Raw genomic sequence first — 19,295 nt, forward strand, 5'->3', positions numbered from 1 at the left:
GGTAGCGCCGAGCCAAGCTCGGCGAGCGCAGCGGCGCATTTGATTCCCGCCGAGCGTGGCTGGGCGGGAAGCTTACAGCGTGATCCAGAAACACCCGTACTGCCGGCGCAGCCCCAGCACACTGCGTGACGGGGTAGCGGTGCCGGGCAGCACCTGTTCCAGGCGCAGCGCGATGGGGTTCTGGTGGACCGGTGGGGCCGCGGCTTCCTCTGTTGCGGGAGGCGGCATGGCGTCGTCGTCGTGCGCGGGATAGACCGGCACGATATCCACCAGGGGCCGGCGGGCGATGGATTCCAGCTGGCCGAGGACGCGTTGTGCGCCGGCATCGGACACGGCGCTCCACAGGTACAACGACGACAGGCGGTTGACGTCGTTGGCAGCAACCGCCCCGCGCAGGGCGCCGACCAGCTCGCTCAGGCGGCGGGGGCAACGCGCGCCCAGCTGGTCGCGGTCCAGCGTATTGCCGCCCGGCATGGCCGATGCGGCGGGCATGCGTGAACGGGCACCGACGGTCTCGCACGGACGGTCGGTATAGACGCTTTGGCCGGTGGCATCGCTGCAGCGGTTCAGGCGCTGCGCCTGCGCCTGCACCGGTGGCGAAACGCCGGCAAGCAACAGGGACAGCAGCAAGGCAAGCGTGGAATTCATCTGTTGCAGGGTAGCGTTGAACGCGCGGCAGCGCGATGCAGGCACGCTCAGCCGTGCAGCAGTTTCAGCACCGAGGTGGTGGGCCTGGCCAGGTTGAGCGTGTAGAAATGCAGGCCCGGTGCGCCGCCTTCGGTCAGTCGCTGGCACAGCTGGGCGACCACCTCGGCACCGAACGCGCGGATCGATTCGCTGTCATCGCCGTAGGCCTGCATCTTGCGGCCGATCCAGCGCGGAATCTCCGCGCCGCACTGCTCGGAGAAGCGCCGCAGCTGGCTGAAGTTGGATACCGGCATGATGCCCGGCACGATGGGCACCGTCACGCCCAGCCGACGCACGGCATCGACGAAATGGAAGTAGGCATCGGCGTTGTAGAAGTACTGCGTGATCGCAGCGTCCGCGCCGGCATCGACCTTGCTCTTGAAATGCTTGAGGTCGGCCAACGCGTCGCTGGCCTGCGGGTGGGTCTCCGGGTAGGCACCGACTTCGATCCGGAACGCATCGCCATGCTCGGCGCGGATGAACTCGATCAGCTCGGCGGCGTAACGCAGGTCGCCCGGATGGCCCATGCCCGAAGGCAGGTCGCCGCGCAGCGCCACGATGCGGGTACAGCCGATGGCGCGATACAGCTTGAGCAGCTCGCGGATCTCCTGCCGGCTGCCACCCACGCATGACAGGTGCGGCGCGGCGTCGAAGCCGTGGTGCTGCTTGAGGTGGCGCACCGTTTCGGAGGTATAGCTGAGGGTGGAGCCGCCCGCGCCGAAGGTGCACGACACGTACTCCGGCCCGAACGCGCGCAGCTTGCGGGCGGTACGGTCCAGTTGGGCGCGTTGGTCGTCGGTCTTGGGGGGATAGAACTCGAAGCTCAGGGAGGTCATGGCGTTGGTGGCAGCGGGCTCGTCCCAAGTATATCTCTTCATCGCGATGGATGTGCAAGTGATAGCAACATCCGGCGTGTCCGGCCGTTCGCCGCCTGCCGTGGCCGTTGGTCATTCTTTCTCCCCGGCCCCTCGTCCGGCCTGCAGGCTGTGCTCCCATCCCATGACAGGAGCGCAGCACATGACAGGCATTTCTTTCCGGCACAGCGTCAAGAGCGTCGTGCCGTTGGCAATGATCGGACTGGTGGCGATGATGGCGTTCTCCGGCCCCGCACGCGCCACCACCGCCGGCAGCACCGGCCATGTGCAAGTCGAGGTGATCGGCACGGGGCGGCCGGTGTTGATGATCCCCGGCCTCAACAGTGGCGCGGCGGTATGGCGTGAAACCTGCCAGGCGCTGCAGCCGCAGGTGCAGTGCCACCTGGTGCAATTGCCCGGTTTCGCCGGCGCAGCCGCGGCGGACCCGCTTCCCGACGATTTCCTGCCGGCCATGCGCGATGAGCTGCTGGCCTACGCCAGCCAGCGGCGCCTGGAGCGGCCGGCCATCATCGGCCACAGCCTGGGCGGCGTGCTGGCGCTGCAGATGGCCATTGCCGCCCCCGATGCCGTGGGCCCACTGGTCATCGTCGATTCGCTGCCGTTCTATGCCGGCATCCGGAATCCGCAGGCCACTGCCGCAAGCATTAAACCGGTGGCCGACCAGCTGCGTGCCGGCATGCTGGCCAGTGACGCGGTGACGTACCAGGCACAGGCCGAGGCGGCGCTGGCAGGCATGGTGCGTGATGATGGGCACCTGCAGCTGCTCCGCCGCTGGGGGCATGACAGCGGCCGCGCAACGACGGCGGCGGCGATGCATTCCATGCTGGTGCATGACCTGCGTGACGAGGTCGCGGAGATCCGCTCACCGACGCTGGTACTGGGAAGCTGGGCTGGCTACCGCGCGTTCGGCGCCACCGAGGCATCGACACGCGACATCTTCCAGCACCAGTACGCGAAGCTGCCCGGCGTGCGCATCGAGATGAGCGGGGAGGGCCATCACTTCCTGATGTGGGATGATCCGCAGTGGTTGTACGGGCAGGTACGCACCTTCCTCGATACCGCCGAGTGATGATGACGCTGCGTGCGCGGCATTGGATCACCGCGCACGCACCACACGGGCCAGTACATGTACGAACCGAATTCCCCACTGCGTTTCTGGCTGCTCAATACCGTCGCATGGTCTGTCTATGCGCTGCTCAGCCTGTTGGTGATGCGTCAGTTCGCCGGTGGCAGCAGCAGCGGTGCGACGCTGATCAGCATGGTGCTGGCGCTGGCGCTCTGGTTGGCCAGCGGCGTGCTGCGTTCGCGCGCGGTGCGGCGGCACTGGTGGGACGATCCGGTACCGTTGCTGCTGCTGAAGCTGGCCGCAGGCGTGGTGATCGGCACCACGCTGGCCCAGCTCGCGGTAGCGGGCGTGCTGGTGCCGGCGCTGGCCAATGGCTGGGTGCAGCTGCCGGGCGGAAAGGCGGACTACCGTCCTGGCGCCACCCTGGTGTACTGGTTCAATACCTCCATCGTGCTGACGTTGTGGATCGGTGTGTGGGGAGGCCTGCACAGCATGCGGCGCGCGCGCCAGGCCCAGTTGGCGCGGCTGCGCGCCGAGGCTGCGCGCAGCACGCTGGAGCGCGACGCACTGCGTGCGCGACTCAATCCGCACTTCGTGTTCAATGCCTTGAACAACCTGCGCGCGCTGATCCACGAGGATCCGGAACGGGCACGGGAGATGGTGTCGCGGCTGTCGCGCACGCTGCGCCACGCGCTGGAACACGGCGGCGCCGATCGGGTGGCGCTGGACGAAGAACTGGCGGTGGTGCGCGATTACCTGGCCATCGAAGCGGTGCACTACGAGCAGCGCCTGCGCGTGGTGATGGAAACCCCGCCCGGCTGCGGCAGTGCGCGGCTGCCCGCCATGGCGCTGCAGTTGCTGGTCGAAAATGCCATCAAGCATGGCATTGCGGTCAGCCCGGCCGGTGGTGAACTGCGCATCGCCACGCGGCTGCAGGACGATGTGCTGCATGTGTGCGTGGAGAATCCGCTGGGCGTGTCGGTGGATACAGCTGGCCATGGCGTCGGCCTGGCCTATCTGCGCGCGCAGCTGGACGGAACGGCTGGTCGCTTCGCGCTGCGGCGGCAGGGGGATCGCATGCAGGCGCTGCTGGAGGTGCCGCAATGAACGCACCGCTGCGGGTACTGGTGGTCGATGATGCACGCCTGGCGCGGCAGGAGCTGCGCACCCTGTTGTCCACGCTGCCGTGGGTGGCGTGCATCGGCGAAGCGGACGACGTGCCGGCCGCACGGGAGGCCATCGCGCGGCTACGGCCGGACGTGGTGCTGCTGGATGTGCAGATGCCATCCGGAAGTGGATTCGACGTACTGGATGGCCTGGACGCGGTACCGCCGGTGGTGTTCGTCACTGCCTACGATGCATATGCCGTGCGCGCGTTCCAGGCCAACGCGTTGGATTACCTGGTCAAGCCGGTGGAGGCGCCGCGCCTGCAGGAAGCGCTGCAACGTGCGCTGGATCGCCGTGTGCTGCCCGATGCGGGCGCCGAACGTTCGTTGTTGGGAGTGCACGACCAGGTGTTCCTGCGTGATGGCGATCGCTGCTGGTTCGTGGCAGTGGCCGAGATCAGCCGCATCGTGGTCGATGGCAACTACGCGCGGTTGTGGTTCGGCGACCAGAACGCGCTGCTCGGTCGCAGCCTCAGTGCGCTGGAGGCGCGGCTTCCGCCTGCGCTGTTCTTCCGTGCCAACCGCAACACCCTGGTGAACCTGCACATGGTGCGTGCGGTGGAGCCTTCCATCGGCGACGGCTACGACCTGGTCCTGTCCAACGGCAGCCACGTGGAGGTATCGCGCCGGCAGGCACGTGAGCTGCGCGAGCGGATGGCGTTGTAACACCGGCGTCGGGCGGAGACTCCCCGCTGTGCGCCGGTCGACGCCGATCCATTACCGTTCCGCGCGGGTGCTTCATGCGTTGCCGGGTGCGTGGTTGCCGAGCACGGCCACGGTGCTGCCCGGCTCGGCATGGATGTCGAGCGAAAGGCCCTGCTGGTCGCACAGGCGGCGCACGATGCTCAGGCCCAGCCCATCTCCCTGGCTGTCGGCCCCCTTGTCGAACGGCCGCGGCCGGGGCCAGCGTTGCAGTATCTCGCTGGCATCGGCACTGTTGCGGATGACCAGCGCGGGTCCGCGCATGCACAGCTGCACGTGTCCGTCGCGGGTATGTGCGAAGGCGTTGCCAACCAGGTTCGCCAGCACGAGCTGCAGCGCGCTTTCCTCCGCCCGCAGGGTGGCGTCTTCGCCGACCTCCATCCGGACCTGGACCGGGCGCTCTTCGAGCAGGGGCGCGTAATCCACGATCACCCGTTCCAGCAGCGGGGCCAGCCGGCAGGGGACGGCGGCTTGGGCCTGGTCGTCCTCGCGGGCGAGCGCCAGCAGGGTGACCACGGCCTGCTGCAGTTGCAGGGCCGACAGGCGTATGTGCTGCAGGTGCTGGCGTCCGCGCGTGGACAGCCCGTCCTCGCCCAGCAGTTGGCCGGCTGCACTGGAGATCACCGCCAACGGCGTACGCAGTTCGTGGCTGGCGTCGCGGGTGAAAGCATGTTCGCGTTCGACGAAATCGGTGATGCGCGCCGACAGCCTGTCCAGTGCGCGCGCCAGCACACCGATCTCGTCGTTCTCGAAATCCTTGGAAAGATCGGGTGGCAGGTAGCGCGCGGACAAACCTTCGACCTGGTCCACCAGACGGTACAGGCTGCGCGTGGAGCGCCGGGCCATCCAGCCGCCAAGCAGCACGGCCAACAGCACCATCGCCGCGCCACTGACCAGCAGCACCATCACCACGTGGTCACGGATCGGCCTGACCACCAGTTGCCCGCTTACCTCTGCCACCAGCCAGGCCGGCGAAGCGGGTGCGGCGGGCAGCAGCCGGTGCACGTGGTAATGGCGCCCGTCGCTGCCGGGGAACTCGCTGCGCCAGGGTTCGCGCTGGAAAGTGGCGCGCATGTCAGCGGGCAGGTCTGCCGGATCGCGGTACACCCGCATGGACGGGTCAAGCGGCGTGACCCACCCTTGTGCCGCATGCGCGGCAAGTTGACGCTGCGCCTCGCGTTGCAACGCGGCGTTGAATACGCTGTCCTCCACTACGTACATGAATGCCAGTGCATACAGCCCGAAGACGGTAGCCACCAACAGGGCGAAGCCGGAAAATGCAAGCATCAGCCGCCTGCGCAGGCGGTGGACCGGGTGGCTCATGGCGCCGCCTCGAGGCGGAAGCCCACGCCGTGCACGGTGCGCAGCATGGCGCCGGCAAAGGGCTTGTCCAGTACCTGCCGCAGCAGGTACAGGTGCGAGCGCAGCGGGTCGGAGGGCGGCGCCTGGTCGCCCCACAGGCGCTGGACCAGCTCGCTGCGGGTCAAGGTGCGTGGCCAGGCTTCGGCCAGCGCCAGCAGGATGCGCTGTGGCAGTTGCTGCAGGTCCAACGGCTGGCCATCGCGCCAGGCCTGCCCGCTGCGCCGGTCGATGCACAGGGGCCCCACGCGCAACAGATGCGCCTGGCCCGCGCGATGGCGTCGCGCCAAGGCCAGGCAGCGTGCCAGCAGTTCGGCATCATCGAAGGGCTTGACCAGGTAATCGTCGGCGCCACTTTCAAAGCCCTTCAGCTTGTCGGCCATCGCATCACGAGCGGTCAGCATCAACACCGGCACGTGGCGGTCGCTCTGTTCACGCAGCCGCTGGCACAGCGAGATGCCATCCAGGCCGGGCAGGCCGATATCCAGCAACAGTACGTCGGGTGGATCGGCCAGCGCCATGCGCAGCCCACTGACGCCGTCGCCGGCGAAATCCACGACATGCCCCTGGGCATGCAGCAGGTCGACGATGGCGGTCGCCAACGGCAGGTTGTCTTCGATCAACAGCAGGCGCAGGCGCTCGGCGTCCATAGTCAGGGCTGCATGCGGGCCAACAAGGCCTTAGCTTGTTCCAGCTGCGGATGCTTTTCCAGCACCGGCTGCAGGTGCTTGCGTGCGGCGGCGGTATCTCCCAGCCGCAGGTGCGCCTCGGCGATGGCCACGTCCAGTTGCGGCTCGTCCATCCACGGCCGGCCCAGCAGCATGATCGCCAGTGCATCGCCGATCACCTGCGGAGACTGCGCTGCCTGCAGCTGGTAATAGCCGAGGATGCCGATCAACTGCGCATGGTAATCGGCACCATGGGCCGCAAGCTCGGCAGCGGCGTGGCCGTCACGCTGGCGCAGGTGCTGTTCCACCAGGGCCATGCTGCGCTCGTCGCGCCAACGGTCACGGGCAACTGGCACGCGTCCGCTGGCACGTACCACGGCCTCGGCGGTGGCGGGGGTGGAATAGGGGTTCTGTCCGGTCACCAGGCGCCCGTCGACCACCACTTTGGGCATCATCAGGGGGGCTTCCTCCCAGCGGGCACCGCGTCCACGCATCGCCGGTTCCAGCTGGAACGCGAACTCGCTTGCCCATCGCTTGCCGAACAGCGCTTCTTCTTCCTCGGTGAAGCCGGTCATCGCCCGGCCCTGCACCAGGTGGCTGCCATCGGCCAGGCGCACCTCCGCCAATGCCGCTGGTCCATGGCAGACCGCAGCGACCACGCCGCCCTGCGTCCAGACCGCCGCCAGCACGTCCTGCAGTGCCGTATCTACAGGCAGGTCGAACATCGCGCCCTTGCCACCGATCACCATCACTGCATCGTAGCGGCGCGGATCCAGCGAGGCCGTCGGCAGGGTAGCGGCCAGCTTCGAAGTGGCATCGGTGTCGGCCAGCAGCTCTGCGTTGAAGGCTTCCTCCGGATTGAACTTGTCAGCTTCGACGCGGCCGCCGCGCGGACTGGCCACCTCCACGTGGAAACCGTTGCGCTTCAGGATCAGCCAGGCCTGGGCGAACTCATCCATTTCGAAACCCGGCCGGGTCTGGCCCTGGTCGCGCCCCTCGCTGCTGACCACCAGCAGGGCGCGCGGTGGATCCGTGGCCGCTGCGACGAAAGGAAAGAGCATCAGGATCGTGGCGAGCAGATGGGTGCGGGGCATGGTTGGGTCTCCAGGACAGGGATGTGCAGTCTCCGGGCGTAATGTGAAACGGATTTCAATCGCCTGATCGGGGATGCGGCGCACCATGCCGGGCATGGCCCGGCACTGCCCGGACGGGGTGTCGTAGATGGACGGATATCTGGCTGGTCATGCCCGGACCACGGCCTCCTCTGGTGGCGACAGGCGTTGGCATATCTGGAATGGCAGCGGTGCTGGATGAAACTGCAGGTTTCCTGATGGACGCGGAAGCTACGTACTTTGCAGCATGGCCGGGCTGGTGACGTAGAAGCACCGGCCGGGATTGGAGTCCCGTCGAATGGACCAAATTGGCTCTGTTTTGCCCCTTGGGCACGGCGGAGAATGCATCACCACGCCAGTCCTCTGGCGGGCGATGCGTGGGGATTCCCATCCGCCGGTTTTTGGCTTGTTCCCGGTACTCCAACCCGCATCGTCCGCCGCCTTGCGCCTGTTGCAGGCGGCCTCCCATGACGTGTGAGGTTGACCGATGCCCGAACTTACCGTGAGCGCCGCACGCCTGTACTCCCTGATTGGCGACGGCATGCATGACCTGCCCGTCGAAGTCATCGAGAAACTGGAGCGCATGCTGCAGCGCTACGGCATGCAGCATCCCGCCGACGAACCCGAGTGGTGGGACGCCGGCGGATATCCGCGCAGCGCGTTGGACATCGCGTGCTACCTGGATGCCTGCATCGTGGAAAGTGGAGGCGACCCGAAGACCGTGGCCGAGGCGTTGCTGGCCGTCGCCGATGCCAACGACCTGCGCCGCATCGCCCGCGCGTGTGGCCTGCCCTGCGATGTGCTGCGCCGGCAGCTGTCCGGCAGGCGCACCCTCAGCTTCGGCACGGTGCTCGGTGCCATGCGCGCGCTGGGCGTGCAGCTCAGGGTCCATGCCGGCGCGAGGTAGCGGGGCCGCGCCTGCTCTACGGCGCAGGGGTGGCTTGCTAGAATCGAAGCATGTCCATCGTCCTCACCGAATTCGCCCGGCCGCGCCTGTTCCCGCGCACGCCGCGTGCCAACACCATCCAGGACTGCAGTGCCGAGCAGTTCGTCCAGCATCTCAACACGCATGAACCGCTGAAGGTGCTGGAGGGTTATGCGCCGTTCTGCAAACTGTTCGTGTACCCGAACTGGACCAGCACGCGTTGCCTGACCGTGCCGATCACCGATGGCAACCGCCACCTGCTGCGCAGCGGTTACGAGGCCCGCAACCGCGAAGAGTTGCCGGTGCTGGTGCGCTGGTTCGAAGGCGTGGAATCGCCGGTGGCCGATTACCTGGTGGTGATCCTGTACAGCGCCGGGCAGCTGGCGAAGGAAGGTTCCCCGATCGACGCCGACTGGGGCATCGTCGGCTGCATCTACACCGCCGAGCCGGAAGAGGTGCCGATGGCGCCGATCACCATGATGCGCAATGCGCTGGGTGTGGAAGAGGGCGGCTCGGGCGTGCCGCTGGATCGTGACGCGTATGCGCGTGCAGTGGCATTCTGGGACGGCAACGCCAACTGGCGTCCGTGACAGGGATCAGGTTCCTTTCTCACCAGGAACAGGACCTGGTCCCAGCTCGTCGAACTCCGGTACGCGCTGCCACTCCCACCACGGGTAGTGGTATTCGCGGTCCGATGCCTGCCACCCGGATCCGCACTCCGAGCAGATGACGGTGTGCATCTGGCCCCACCCGCCTTCGGCCTCGCCGAGTGCCTTGATCCGTACGTGGCCGTGTTGGGCTTCTCGGCGTGGATCAAAGAACAGGTAGTGCGGATACAACCCGCATGTGCAACCTGCGTGTTCCTGCCAGTATCGCAGCCGGCGCATCGCGAACGTCACGTGCACGTCGTCGGCGAGCAACGTGCGGCCGAGTGCGATGCCGGCGATCGCGCGGTCGATGCGCCCGACCCATGCCGCCAACACATCCAGTTCCGTTGCCTCGCGCAGGTGCGCGATATCGCGTGCCGCGGCGCGGATGCGACTGGGATCGGACGACAATAGCGCCTGCAGCCGTTCCGCGGCGGGCCCGTCGCTGGGTGCCACGACGCGCGCGGAAAACGGCCAGCGCATCAGCGCGGACGCTCGAGTACGGTGAAATGGGCATCGCACAGCGTAGCCAAGTCCCGGGGTGACAGCGCGACCTCCAGGCCACGTCGTCCGGCGCTTACATGAATGGTGGCCAGCGCCTGTGCACTGGCGTCGATGAAGGTGCGCAGCCGCTTTTTCTGGCCGAGCGGACTGATGCCACCCACCAGGTAACCGGTCGCGCGCTGTGCGGCGTCCACGGCCGCCATTTCACACTTCCGGCAGCCGGCAGCGTGGGCCAGTGCCTTCAGGTCCAGCTGCCCGGCAACCGGCACGATGGCGACCAGCAGCTCGTGGGTTTCGGTGCTGGCCAACAGCGTCTTGAATACCTGCGTTGCGTCCAGGCCGAGTTTTTCGACTGCTTCGTTGCCGAAGGAATCGGCATGCGTATCGTGCACGTAGCTGTGTACGGTGTGCGCGACCCTCTCGCGCTGGAGCAGTTTGATGGCTGGGGTCATGGGCGCATTCTAGCGAGATCAAGGTGTGTTGCCTTGACCCGGACTCTGGCGCCAGCAGCAGCGGGTCATGGACCCGCTCTACCAGACAGGTCGTGGCCGTCACCGGCACGCAATGCGGCCGCAGACGAAAACGGGCGCCCGAAGGCGCCCGTCCCGGGATCAATACGGCACGCCGCCTGATCAGTAGCGGTAATGCTCCGGCTTGAACGGGCCTTCCACCGGCACGCCGATGTAGTCGGCCTGTTCCTGGCTGAGGGTGGTCAGCTTCACGCCGATCTTCTCCAGGTGCAGGCGGGCGACTTCCTCGTCCAGCTTCTTCGGCAGCAGGTACACCTTCTTCTCGTAGCTGTCCTTGTTGGCCCACAGGTCGATCTGGGCCAGGGTCTGGTTGGCGAACGAGTTGGACATCACGAAGCTGGGGTGGCCGGTGGCGCAGCCCAGGTTCACCAGGCGGCCGTCGGCCAGCAGGAAGATCGCGTTGCCGTTGGCGAACACGTACTTGTCCACCTGCGGCTTGATGTTGATCTTCTGCACGCCAGCCAGCGCGTTGAGTGCATCGACCTGGATCTCGTTGTCGAAGTGGCCGATGTTGCAGACGATGGCCTGGTCCTTCATCGCGCCCAGGTGTTCGACGCGGATGATGTCCTTGTTGCCGGTGGTGGTGACGTAGATGTCGCCACGGCCCAGGGTGGATTCGATGGTGTTGACCTCGAAGCCTTCCATCGCCGCCTGCAGGGCGCAGATCGGGTCGATTTCGGTGACCACCACGCGCGCACCGTAGGCACGCAGCGACGCAGCGCAGCCCTTGCCGACATCACCATAGCCGCAGACCACGGCGACCTTGCCGGCCAGCATCACGTCCATCGCACGCTTCAGGCCATCGGCCAGCGACTCGCGGCAACCGTACAGGTTGTCGAACTTGCTCTTGGTGACCGAGTCGTTGACGTTGATCGCCGGGATCAGCAGCGTGCCGGCCTGGGCCAGCTGGTACAGGCGGTGCACGCCGGTGGTGGTCTCTTCGGAGACGCCCTTCCAGTCCTTGACCACGCGGGTCCAGTAGCCCGGACGCTCGGTGGCCACGCGCTTGAGCAGGTTCTTGATGACCTGCTCTTCGTGCGAAGCGGCCGGCTCGTCGACCCAGGTGCTGCCATTTTCCAGCTCGTAGCCCTTGTGGATCAGCAGGGTGACGTCGCCGCCATCGTCGACCACCAGCTCCGGGCCGGTCAGGGTGCCGTCGGCCAGGGTGAAGGTCAGCGCATCCAGCGTGCAATCCCAGTATTCCTCCAGGGTTTCGCCCTTCCAGGCGAATACCGGGGTGCCGGTGGCGGCGATCGCAGCCGCTGCATGGTCCTGGGTGGAGAAGATGTTGCACGAGGCCCAGCGCACGTCGGCGCCGATGTCCTTCAGCGTCTCGATCAGCACGGCGGTCTGGATGGTCATGTGCAGCGAACCGGTCACGCGCACGCCCTTCAGCGGCAGGGTGGCGGCGTGCTTGCGGCGGATCGACATCAGGCCCGGCATCTCGTGCTCGGCGATGTCCAGTTCCTTGCGGCCCCAGTCGGCCAGCGAGATATCGGCAATCTTGTAATCACCTTCGGTGGAGAAGGTCCTGGCAACAGCGTTCATTGAAAGCTCCGGTTGTGGACGAGCGTGTGCTCGTATCTAGCCGGGCGCCGTTTTACATTGCCACCCTCCGAGCCTGGCCGGGGTCTCCGGTCGCAGCGCCCCTCGGCGGGGGAAGGTGCCCATTATATCGCCGCCTGCGCCGTGCCCAACCATCGGCAGGGGGTGAAAGGCGTGGCGGCTGTTAAGGTCGGGTATTCACATGCAGCGAAGGGATGGTCATGAGCAAGCGCGTGCGCCGTACAGGGCGCTGGACCGGCGTGGTCCTGTCGATGGCACTGCTGGCGGTGGCACCGCTGGCCGGGGCGGCCGGCAAGGCCCCGGCGCAGGCGGCCAAGGGCGTGGAAGGTTACCAGCTGCCGTCCGCCGCATTGCAGGCGGTGGTCGACCAGTCCCGCGCGCCGACCCTGTTCCTGTCACCACAGCGCGACGTGGCCGCCTTGCTGCAGATGCCGTCGCTGCCGTCCATCGGGGTGGTTGCCCAGCCGGAGCTGAAGCTGGCCGGACGCCGCATCAACCCGCGCACGTTCTCCGACAGCCGTTTCAGTTACGGAAACAGGCTGTGGCTGCTGGGTATCGGCGATGGCAAGGAGCGGCAGATCAGCGGCCTGCCGCCCGCGCTGTCGGTGGCCAGCCTGGCGTGGTCGCCGGACCAGAAGTGGCTGGCGTTCAACCAGGTGGATGCGGCCAGCGGGGCCAATGAGCTATGGCTGGTGGAGGTGGCGACGGCAAGCGCGCGGCGCCTGCGCAGCGGATTGAACACCGTGCTCGGGGATGGCTACCAGTGGCTGCCTGACAGCCGCGGCCTGCTGGTGATGGGCCAGCTGACCAACGCGGGCGACCCGCCGTCCCGCGACGTTGCCCCGACCGGGCCGGCGGTCCAGCAGACGACTGAAGGTGCGGGCGTGGTCTCCATCCGCACCTACCAGGACCTGCTGAAGAACGAAGCCGATGCGCGCCTCTTCGACTACTACGCACGCGCGCAACCGGCGGAGGTGGGACTGGATGGACAGGAGCGCCCGGTCGGCGTGGCCGGTGTCTATCTTGATTTCTCGTTGTCCCCGGATGGCCGTTACCTGCTCAGCCAGCATGTGCAGCGCCCGTACTCGTATGTCGTGCCGGTGAGCAGCTTCCCGCGCCGCATCGAAGTACTGGATCGTGCCGGCAAGCTGGTGCACACCGTGGCGGTGCGACCGCTGGTGGAGGGCCTGCCGACCGGCAACGATGCCGAAGTGACCGGGGTGCGCGATATCAGCTGGCGCGCCGACGTGCCTGCCACCCTGGTGTGGGCCGAAGCACAGGACGGTGGTGACCCGAACCGCGAGGCGGCCATCCGCGATGCAGTGATGATGCAGGCGGCACCGTTCGAGACCGCGCCGGTGACATTGGCCCGCTTGGGCAGTCGCTTCTCCAGCATTACCTGGGGGCGTGGCGACCTCGCCCTGCTCAATGAATCGTGGTGGAAGACGCGCCGCACCAAGACCTGGTTGATCGCACCGGACCAATCGGCCAGCGAGCCGAAGCTGCTGTTCGACCGTGACGCGCAGGACCGCTACAACGACCCGGGCAAGCCGGGCGTGCTGCGCGACGACAATGGCCGTGCGCTGCTGCAGACCAGTGCCGACGGCGGCAGCATCTTCTTCTACGGCGCGGGCGCATCGCCGGAAGGCGACCGTCCGTTCGTGGACCGGTTCGAACTGGCCAGCGGCAAGGCCACGCGCCTGTTCCATTCGCAGGCCCCGGACTACTCGGTCCCGATCGCATTGCTGGGCCAGGACGCGTCGTCGTTGCTGTTCACCCGCGAAAACCCGGAGCAGCCGACGAACTATTTCGTGCAGCCGCTGGACGATGCCACCGCCACGCCACGCGCGCTGACCACGTTCGCGCATCCATTGCCGCAGCTGCGTGGTGTCAGCAAGGAACAGATCCGCTACAAGCGCAAGGACGGCGTGGACCTGACCGCCACCCTGTTGCTGCCACCGGGCTATGACCCCAGGCGCGATGGCCCGCGGCCGTTGCTGATGTGGGCCTATCCCGGCGAGTACAAGAGCGCGGCCGCAGCCAGCCAGGTCACCGACTCGCCATATCGTTTCAACGCGATCAGCTACTGGGGACCGCAGGCCTTCCTGGCCAAGGGCTATGTCGTGCTGGCCAGCCCGACCATGCCGATCATCGGCGAGGGCGATGCCGAGCCGAACGATACCTACATCGAGCAGCTGGTCGCCAACGCACAGGCGGCGGTGGATGAAGTGGTGCGTCGTGGTGTCACCGACCGCGAGCACATCGCCATCGGCGGGCATTCCTATGGTGCGTTCATGACGGCCAACCTGCTGGCGCACAGCCGTCTGTTCAAGGCAGGCATCGCACGAAGTGGTGCCTATAACCGTACGCTGACGCCGTTCGGTTTCCAGGCCGAGGAGCGCAACTACTGGCAGGCGCAGGACACCTACCTGAAGATGTCGCCGTTCAATTACGCGGGCGACATCAAGGATCCGATCCTGTTCATCCATGGTGTGGACGACAACAATTCCGGCACCTTCCCGATGCAGAGCGAGCGCATGTTCGCGGCGGTGAAGGGACTGGGGGGGACGGCACGGCTGGTGATGCTGCCCAACGAGTCGCATGCCTATCGCGCACGCGAATCGATCATGACCATGCTGGCCGAAAGCGAGCGCTGGCTGGAGCAGACCATCGGCCCGGGCGAGCGCATCCGCTGACGGTGGCGCGCTACCGGATGAAACCTTCGAACTGCGTTAGGCTTGGCTGGGATCCTGGCTTGAGGTTCGTGCGTCGCCGATGAACGAGTTCCGCAGCAGCATCATGTTCGCTACCCCTGACATTCCCCTCCGCGATGACGTGCGCCGGCTTGGCGCGCTGGTCGGCGACCTGCTGGTGGAGCAGGTTTCCGATGCCTTTTTCGACGACGTGGAGCAGGTGCGTACCAGCGCCATCGCCCGCCGCGAAAGTGATGCGCCGCTTGCCGAACTGGCCGATGAACTGGCCGGTCGCTCGCCGGAGCAGGCCGAAGCCATGGTGCGTGCCTTCAGCACCTACTTCCAGGTGGTCAACATCGCCGAGCGCGTGCACCGCATCCGCCGACGCCGCGACTACCAGCGCGCCGGTACGCAGGCGCCGCAGCCGGATGGGCTGCAGGACGCATTGCAACAGCTGAAGGCACAGGGCGTGACCCTGCAGGAACTGGAAGCCTGGCTGCCGCGCATCGACATCGAGCCGGTGTTCACCGCGCACCCCACCGAAGCGGTGCGCCGGGCGTTGCTGGAAAAAGAACAGATCATGGTCGCCAGCCTGGTGGACGACCTGGATGGCCAGCGTACGCCGGGCGAGGCGGCTGCCGATGCCGCGCGGTTCCGCATGGCGCTCACCGCCTCGTGGCAGACCACCGATTCCTCGCCGGAGCGGCCAACGGTCGATGACGAGCGCGAACACGTCGGTTTCTATCTGGTGCAGGTGCTGTACCGGGTGATCCCGGTGCTGTACGAGTCGCTGCAGCAGGCGCTGCACGATACCTATGGCGAAGGCCTGCCGCTGCCACGGCTGCTGCGCTTTGGCACCTGGGTGGGGGGGGACATGGACGGCAATCCGAACGTGGATGCCGGCACCATCCGCGCCACCCTGGATGCCCAGCGTCGCGCCGTGCTGGCGCAGTACCAGAAGGAACTGCTGCAGCTGGCAAGCCTGCTCAGCCAGTCCACCGAACGGATCGGCGTCAGTGATGCCCTGCAGGCCCGGGTGACTTCGTACCGGCAGCGCTTCCCCGAGGTGGTGTCACGGCCACGGCATGCCGACATGCCGTACCGCCTGCTCAACGACCGCATGCGCGCGCGCCTCCAGGCCACGCTGGATGATGGCGAGGATGCCTACCCGGGGCCGGCCGAACTGATCGAAGACCTGCAGCTGATCCTCGACAGCCTGCGTGCCAACCGCGGCGAGCATGCCGGGGGATTCGCGGTGCAGCGGTTGCTGTGGCGGGTGAAGACGTTTGGATTCCACCTGGCGCGGTTGGACGTGCGCCAGGAATCGAGCGTGCATGCGAAGGCGCTGGCGACGGTGCTGGACGGCGAGGCGGCGTGGGAAGCACGCGATGCCGTTGCCCGCGCCGCACTGCTGGGTCCTTATGCCAGCGGCGGGCAGGCCCTGCCCGCCAGCGATGAAGCCGGGAACCAGCGCCTGGATGCGGTATTCGGCGCGCTGGCCGATGCGCGCAACCGACATGGCGCGGAGGCGTTGGGCAGCTACATCATCTCCATGGCGCATGACCGCGGCGACGTGCTGGCGGTGCTTGCGCTGGCGCGACGCGGTGGTCTGGTCGATGACGAGGACGCCGTGCCACTGGATATCGCGCCGTTGTTCGAGACCGTCGATGACCTCGGCCACGGCACGGCCACCCTGCGTGACCTGCTGCAGGATCCGGTATACCGGCGTCACCTGCGCGCGCGCGGCGATGTGCAGATGGTGATGCTGGGCTACTCGGACAGCAGCAAGGATGGAGGCATCGCCGCTTCGCGATGGGGCCTGCAGCGTGCGCAGGTCGAATTGCTGGAAGTCGCGGCGGAGGCCGGCATTGCACTGACCTTTTTCCATGGCCGCGGCGGCTCCATCAGCCGCGGTGGCGGCAAGACCACCCACGCCGTGGATGCATCACCACGCGGCAGCATCGGTGGCCGGCTGCGGGTGACCGAGCAGGGCGAGGTGATCCACCGCAAGTACGGCATACGCGCACTGGCGCTGCGGTCGCTGGAACAAGCTACCGGGGCGGTGCTGCGTTCCAGCCTGCGGCCGCGTGCGCCCGAACCGCGCGAGGAAGCGTGGCGGCCGGTAATGGACGTGGTGGCGCAGGCGAGCAGCCGGGCGTATCGCGCCTTCGTTGACCAACCGCGTTTCATGGACTATTTCCGCAGCGCCACGCCCATCGATGTGATCGAGCGCATGACACTGGGCTCGCGTCCATCGCGGCGGCTGGGCCAGGACGCGGCGCTGACCAACCTGCGCGCCATTCCGTGGGTATTCGCCTGGAGCCAGGCGCGCGCGGTGATCCCCGGCTGGTTCGGCGTGGGCAGCGGCCTGCAGGCCGCCGTCGACGCCGGCCACGAAGACGCGCTGCGGCAGATGGCGCGCGACTGGCCGTTCTTCCGCACGTTCCTGGATGACATCGCGATGGTGTTGTCGAAGGGCGACATCACCATCGCCGAACAGTTCTCGCGCTTGTCCGGCGCGCTGCACGGTGATTTCTTTCCCAAGGTGCAGGACGAGTGGGCGCTGACCGAACGCTGGGTGCTGGCACTGACGGGACAGGCGTCGCTGCTGGAGCATGACCAGCGGCTGGCGTTGTCGATCCGCCTGCGAAATCCCTATGTGGATCCGATCAGCGTGCTGCAGGTGGACCTGCTGCAGCGCTGGCGCGACAGTGGTGGCGAGGACGAAGCGCTGCTGCGCGCGCTGGTGGCCTGCGTGAACGGTGTCTCGCAGGGCGTGCAGAACACCGGTTGACCTGTATCCGCCGGGCATGGCCTGGCGCCACGGGCTTCGGTAGCGCCGGGCCATGCCCGGCGGGCGCGTTCAACCTTCCGGTGCTGGCGGATTGGATGCCAGCAGCTCCAGGTGGCGCTGTTCCATTTCCTGCCGCAGTTGCCGGCGCAGCAGCGCGGCAGCCTGCCGGCGCTTTTCATCGGACGTGGTCGGCTGCAGGGCCGGCACGGGAGTAGGGCGTCCTTCCTCGTCCACCGCCACCATGGTGAAGAAGCAGCTGTTGGCATGGCGCACGCTGCGCTTGAGGATGTCTTCGGCCACCACTTTGACTCCGATCTCCATCGACGAGGTACCGGTGTAGTTCACCGAAGCCAGGAAGGTGACCAGTTCGCCCACCGCGATCGGCTGGCGGAACATCACCTGGTCCACTGACAGCGTTACCACGTAGGAGCCTGCGTAACGGCTGGCGCAGGCATAGGCGACCTGGTCGAGCAGGCGCAGGACCGCTCCGCCGTGGACCTTGCCGGAGAAATTGGCCATGTCCGGGGACATCAGCACGGTCATGGTCAGCTGGTGGGATTTCAGTTCGGTCGACATGGGCCGATTGTATCGGCAACCAGGTAGCGCCGGGCCATGCCCGGCGGCTTGTCGACGGCTCCTGCCGTTACCTTCGGCTCTACAGAAAGAGAAGGGCCGCTTTCACGGCCCTTCGTGCTTTCTTACTTCAGCTTCTTACTTCAGCTTCGCATCCGCGCGCAGGGCGGCGGCGCGATCGGTCTTCTCCCAGGAGAAGGCCGTGGCGTTGACGGTGTCGCCAGCGCCGTTGAGGTAGCTGAAATCCTTCGGCTTGCGGCCGAAGTGGCCGTAGGCCGCAGTCTGCTGGTACATCGGGTGGATCAGGTCGAGCATCTTGATGATGCCGTACGGGCGCAGGTCGAAGTGCTTGCGGATCAGCTTTTCAATCTGCTCGTCCGGAATCTTGCCGGTGCCGAAGGTAGTGACCGAAATCGAGGTCGGCTCGGCCACGCCGATGGCGTAGGACACCTGCACTTCGCAGCGGTCGGCCAGGCCGGCAGCGACCACGTTCTTGGCCACGTAGCGGGCAGCGTAGGCAGCCGAACGGTCGACCTTGGACGGATCCTTGCCCGAGAACGCACCGCCACCGTGACGGGCCCAGCCGCCGTAGGTATCGACGATGATCTTGCGGCCGGTCAGGCCGCAGTCGCCCACCGGGCCGCCGATCTCGAACTTGCCGGTCGGGTTGATGTGGAACTTGGTGCCCTTGTGCAGCCACTTGGCCGGCAGCACCGGCTTGATGATCTCTTCGCGGACCGCTTCGATCAGGTCCTTCTGCTTGATGCCCGGGGCGTGCTGGGTGGACAGCACCACCGCATCGATGGCCGATACCTTGCCGCCTTCGTAGCGCAGGGTGACCTGGCTCTTGGCGTCCGGGCGCAGCCACGACAGCGGCGAGTTCTTCTTCTTGCGGATCTTTGCCTGCTGCTCGACCAGGCGGTGCGACAGGTGGATCGCCGCCGGCATGTAGCTGTCGGTTTCGTTGGTGGCATAGCCGAACATCAGGCCCTGGTCGCCAGCGCCCATTTCCTCGGGCTTCTTGCGGTCCACGCCCTGGGCGATGTGCGGCGACTGCTTGCCGATCAGGTTCAGCACGCCACAGGTGGCGCCGTCGAAGCCGACGTCGGAGCTGTTGTAGCCGATGTCCAGGATCACCTGGCGGGTCAGCGCTTCCAGATCGATCCACGCACTGGTGGTGATCTCGCCGGCAACGATCGCCACGCCGGTCTTGACCATGGTCTCGCAGGCCACGCGGGCGCGCTGGTCCTTGGCCAGGATCGCGTCCAGTACCGCATCGGAAATCTGGTCGGCGATCTTGTCCGGATGGCCTTCGGAGACCGATTCGGAAGTGAACAGGTAGCTGGACATCAGGCGTTATATCCCTTGATTCGGATGGAAAGATGGCCGCGAATGATACACGGCAAGTCGCGCCATTGCATTGTGGAC

The 19,295-nt window shown here is 66.8% G+C and carries 17 protein-coding genes and 1 riboswitch; of the genes, 7 read left to right on the top strand and 10 right to left on the bottom strand.

Annotated features, from left to right (window positions below):
• Window positions 1-72: 72 nt before the first annotated feature.
• Together H4O11_RS13640 and metF are read right to left on the bottom strand one after the other, a co-directional pair.
• Window positions 73-648, bottom strand: a complete 576-nt coding sequence (locus tag H4O11_RS13640) for a DUF4124 domain-containing protein (protein ID WP_182339977.1) — start codon at window positions 646-648, stop codon at window positions 73-75.
• Window positions 649-695: 47 nt separating this feature from the next.
• Entirely contained in the window at window positions 696-1,523 is an 828-nt protein-coding gene (gene metF / locus H4O11_RS13645; protein ID WP_182340075.1) for a methylenetetrahydrofolate reductase [NAD(P)H], read from the bottom strand.
• Window positions 1,524-1,704: 181 nt separating this feature from the next.
• Here metF and H4O11_RS13650 point away from each other — a divergent pair, with 181 nt between their 5' ends.
• The 3 genes from H4O11_RS13650 to H4O11_RS13660 are packed head-to-tail and all read left to right on the top strand — an operon-like array spanning window position 1,705 to window position 4,460.
• Entirely contained in the window at window positions 1,705-2,631 is a 927-nt protein-coding gene (locus H4O11_RS13650) for an alpha/beta fold hydrolase (RefSeq protein ID WP_246333493.1), read from the top strand.
• 57 nt (window positions 2,632-2,688) lie between these two features.
• Entirely contained in the window at window positions 2,689-3,735 is a 1,047-nt protein-coding gene (locus tag H4O11_RS13655) for a sensor histidine kinase (protein WP_182339978.1), read from the top strand.
• Window positions 3,732-4,460 carry a LytR/AlgR family response regulator transcription factor gene (locus H4O11_RS13660; RefSeq protein WP_182339979.1) on the top strand — a complete coding sequence of 243 codons (729 nt, stop codon included), beginning with the start codon at window positions 3,732-3,734 and terminating at the stop codon, window positions 4,458-4,460. The genes H4O11_RS13655 and H4O11_RS13660 overlap by 4 nt, the downstream gene beginning before the upstream one ends.
• Window positions 4,461-4,532: 72 nt before the next feature.
• Here the strand turns inward: H4O11_RS13660 and H4O11_RS13665 are convergent, their stop codons facing one another.
• The 3 genes from H4O11_RS13665 to H4O11_RS13675 are packed head-to-tail and all read right to left on the bottom strand — an operon-like array spanning window position 4,533 to window position 7,617.
• A complete protein-coding gene (locus tag H4O11_RS13665; protein WP_182339980.1) occupies window positions 4,533-5,819 on the bottom strand; it encodes a sensor histidine kinase in 1,287 nt (428 codons plus the stop codon).
• The gene (locus H4O11_RS13670; RefSeq protein WP_182339981.1) at window positions 5,816-6,505 is read right to left on the bottom strand and encodes a response regulator transcription factor; all 690 of its coding nucleotides are present in this window, start codon (window positions 6,503-6,505) and stop codon (window positions 5,816-5,818) included. The genes H4O11_RS13665 and H4O11_RS13670 overlap by 4 nt, the downstream gene beginning before the upstream one ends.
• A 2-nt stretch (window positions 6,506-6,507) precedes the next feature.
• On the bottom strand, window positions 6,508-7,617 hold the full coding sequence (locus tag H4O11_RS13675) for a DJ-1/PfpI family protein (protein ID WP_182339982.1): 1,110 nt from the start codon (window positions 7,615-7,617) through the stop codon (window positions 6,508-6,510).
• Window positions 7,618-8,122: 505 nt separating this feature from the next.
• Between H4O11_RS13675 and H4O11_RS13680 the strand changes: the two genes are divergently transcribed.
• Together H4O11_RS13680 and H4O11_RS13685 are read left to right on the top strand one after the other, a co-directional pair.
• Window positions 8,123-8,542, top strand: coding sequence for a helix-turn-helix domain-containing transcriptional regulator (locus H4O11_RS13680; RefSeq protein ID WP_182339983.1), 420 nt, complete (start codon window positions 8,123-8,125; stop codon window positions 8,540-8,542).
• Between the two features lie 50 nt (window positions 8,543-8,592).
• Complete coding sequence (locus H4O11_RS13685) at window positions 8,593-9,150, top strand: DUF3228 family protein (protein ID WP_182339984.1); 558 nt, start codon at window positions 8,593-8,595, stop codon at window positions 9,148-9,150.
• A gap of 6 nt (window positions 9,151-9,156) precedes the next feature.
• On the opposite strand, the gene H4O11_RS13690 is transcribed toward H4O11_RS13685, so the two are convergent.
• The 3 genes from H4O11_RS13690 to ahcY all read right to left on the bottom strand — a co-directional run bounded on the left by H4O11_RS13690 (window position 9,157) and on the right by ahcY (window position 11,789).
• Window positions 9,157-9,618 carry a hypothetical protein gene (locus H4O11_RS13690; protein ID WP_246333494.1) on the bottom strand — a complete coding sequence of 154 codons (462 nt, stop codon included), beginning with the start codon at window positions 9,616-9,618 and terminating at the stop codon, window positions 9,157-9,159.
• A 71-nt stretch (window positions 9,619-9,689) separates the two neighbouring features.
• Window positions 9,690-10,163 (bottom strand): Cys-tRNA(Pro) deacylase, encoded by a 474-nt coding sequence (ybaK, locus tag H4O11_RS13695; protein WP_182339986.1) that lies wholly within the window; start codon window positions 10,161-10,163, stop codon window positions 9,690-9,692.
• A 180-nt stretch (window positions 10,164-10,343) separates the two neighbouring features.
• Window positions 10,344-11,789 (bottom strand): adenosylhomocysteinase, encoded by a 1,446-nt coding sequence (gene ahcY / locus H4O11_RS13700; RefSeq protein WP_182339987.1) that lies wholly within the window; start codon window positions 11,787-11,789, stop codon window positions 10,344-10,346.
• 35 nt (window positions 11,790-11,824) lie between these two features.
• A riboswitch (S-adenosyl-L-homocysteine riboswitch) is annotated at window positions 11,825-11,899 on the bottom strand.
• A gap of 108 nt (window positions 11,900-12,007) precedes the next feature.
• Here ahcY and H4O11_RS13705 point away from each other — a divergent pair.
• Window positions 12,008-14,503 (top strand): S9 family peptidase, encoded by a 2,496-nt coding sequence (locus H4O11_RS13705; protein ID WP_182339988.1) that lies wholly within the window; start codon window positions 12,008-12,010, stop codon window positions 14,501-14,503.
• A gap of 79 nt (window positions 14,504-14,582) precedes the next feature.
• Window positions 14,583-17,294, top strand: coding sequence for a phosphoenolpyruvate carboxylase (gene ppc, locus H4O11_RS13710; RefSeq protein WP_182339989.1), 2,712 nt, complete (start codon window positions 14,583-14,585; stop codon window positions 17,292-17,294).
• A gap of 69 nt (window positions 17,295-17,363) precedes the next feature.
• Here ppc and H4O11_RS13715 read toward each other — a convergent pair whose 3' ends face one another.
• The gene (locus H4O11_RS13715; RefSeq protein WP_182339990.1) at window positions 17,364-17,870 is read right to left on the bottom strand and encodes an acyl-CoA thioesterase; all 507 of its coding nucleotides are present in this window, start codon (window positions 17,868-17,870) and stop codon (window positions 17,364-17,366) included.
• Window positions 17,871-18,005: 135 nt separating this feature from the next.
• The gene (gene metK, locus H4O11_RS13720) at window positions 18,006-19,217 is read right to left on the bottom strand and encodes a methionine adenosyltransferase (protein WP_182339991.1); all 1,212 of its coding nucleotides are present in this window, start codon (window positions 19,215-19,217) and stop codon (window positions 18,006-18,008) included.
• Between the last annotated feature and the right edge of the window lie 78 nt (window positions 19,218-19,295).

The sequence above is a fragment of the Stenotrophomonas tumulicola genome (assembly GCF_014117215.1).
In the GTDB taxonomy this organism is placed as follows: Bacteria; Pseudomonadota; Gammaproteobacteria; order Xanthomonadales; family Xanthomonadaceae; genus Stenotrophomonas; species Stenotrophomonas tumulicola.

What these genes read in the sequence shown, in the direction of transcription:
- ybaK (WP_182339986.1), bottom strand. Translation starts at nt 10,163, where the DNA reads ATGACCCCAGCCATCAAACTGCTCCAGCGCGAGAGGGTCGCGCACACC.
- metK (WP_182339991.1), bottom strand. Translation starts at nt 19,217, where the DNA reads ATGTCCAGCTACCTGTTCACTTCCGAATCGGTCTCCGAAGGCCATCCG.
- H4O11_RS13685 (WP_182339984.1), top strand. Translation starts at nt 8,593, where the DNA reads ATGTCCATCGTCCTCACCGAATTCGCCCGGCCGCGCCTGTTCCCGCGC.
- H4O11_RS13715 (WP_182339990.1), bottom strand. Translation starts at nt 17,870, where the DNA reads ATGTCGACCGAACTGAAATCCCACCAGCTGACCATGACCGTGCTGATG.
- H4O11_RS13650 (WP_246333493.1), top strand. Translation starts at nt 1,705, where the DNA reads ATGACAGGCATTTCTTTCCGGCACAGCGTCAAGAGCGTCGTGCCGTTG.
- H4O11_RS13660 (WP_182339979.1), top strand. Translation starts at nt 3,732, where the DNA reads ATGAACGCACCGCTGCGGGTACTGGTGGTCGATGATGCACGCCTGGCG.
- H4O11_RS13665 (WP_182339980.1), bottom strand. Translation starts at nt 5,819, where the DNA reads ATGAGCCACCCGGTCCACCGCCTGCGCAGGCGGCTGATGCTTGCATTT.
- H4O11_RS13680 (WP_182339983.1), top strand. Translation starts at nt 8,123, where the DNA reads ATGCCCGAACTTACCGTGAGCGCCGCACGCCTGTACTCCCTGATTGGC.
- H4O11_RS13655 (WP_182339978.1), top strand. Translation starts at nt 2,689, where the DNA reads ATGTACGAACCGAATTCCCCACTGCGTTTCTGGCTGCTCAATACCGTC.
- ahcY (WP_182339987.1), bottom strand. Translation starts at nt 11,789, where the DNA reads ATGAACGCTGTTGCCAGGACCTTCTCCACCGAAGGTGATTACAAGATT.
- H4O11_RS13670 (WP_182339981.1), bottom strand. Translation starts at nt 6,505, where the DNA reads ATGGACGCCGAGCGCCTGCGCCTGCTGTTGATCGAAGACAACCTGCCG.
- H4O11_RS13705 (WP_182339988.1), top strand. Translation starts at nt 12,008, where the DNA reads ATGAGCAAGCGCGTGCGCCGTACAGGGCGCTGGACCGGCGTGGTCCTG.
- H4O11_RS13675 (WP_182339982.1), bottom strand. Translation starts at nt 7,617, where the DNA reads ATGCCCCGCACCCATCTGCTCGCCACGATCCTGATGCTCTTTCCTTTC.
- ppc (WP_182339989.1), top strand. Translation starts at nt 14,583, where the DNA reads ATGAACGAGTTCCGCAGCAGCATCATGTTCGCTACCCCTGACATTCCC.
- metF (WP_182340075.1), bottom strand. Translation starts at nt 1,523, where the DNA reads ATGACCTCCCTGAGCTTCGAGTTCTATCCCCCCAAGACCGACGACCAA.
- H4O11_RS13640 (WP_182339977.1), bottom strand. Translation starts at nt 648, where the DNA reads ATGAATTCCACGCTTGCCTTGCTGCTGTCCCTGTTGCTTGCCGGCGTT.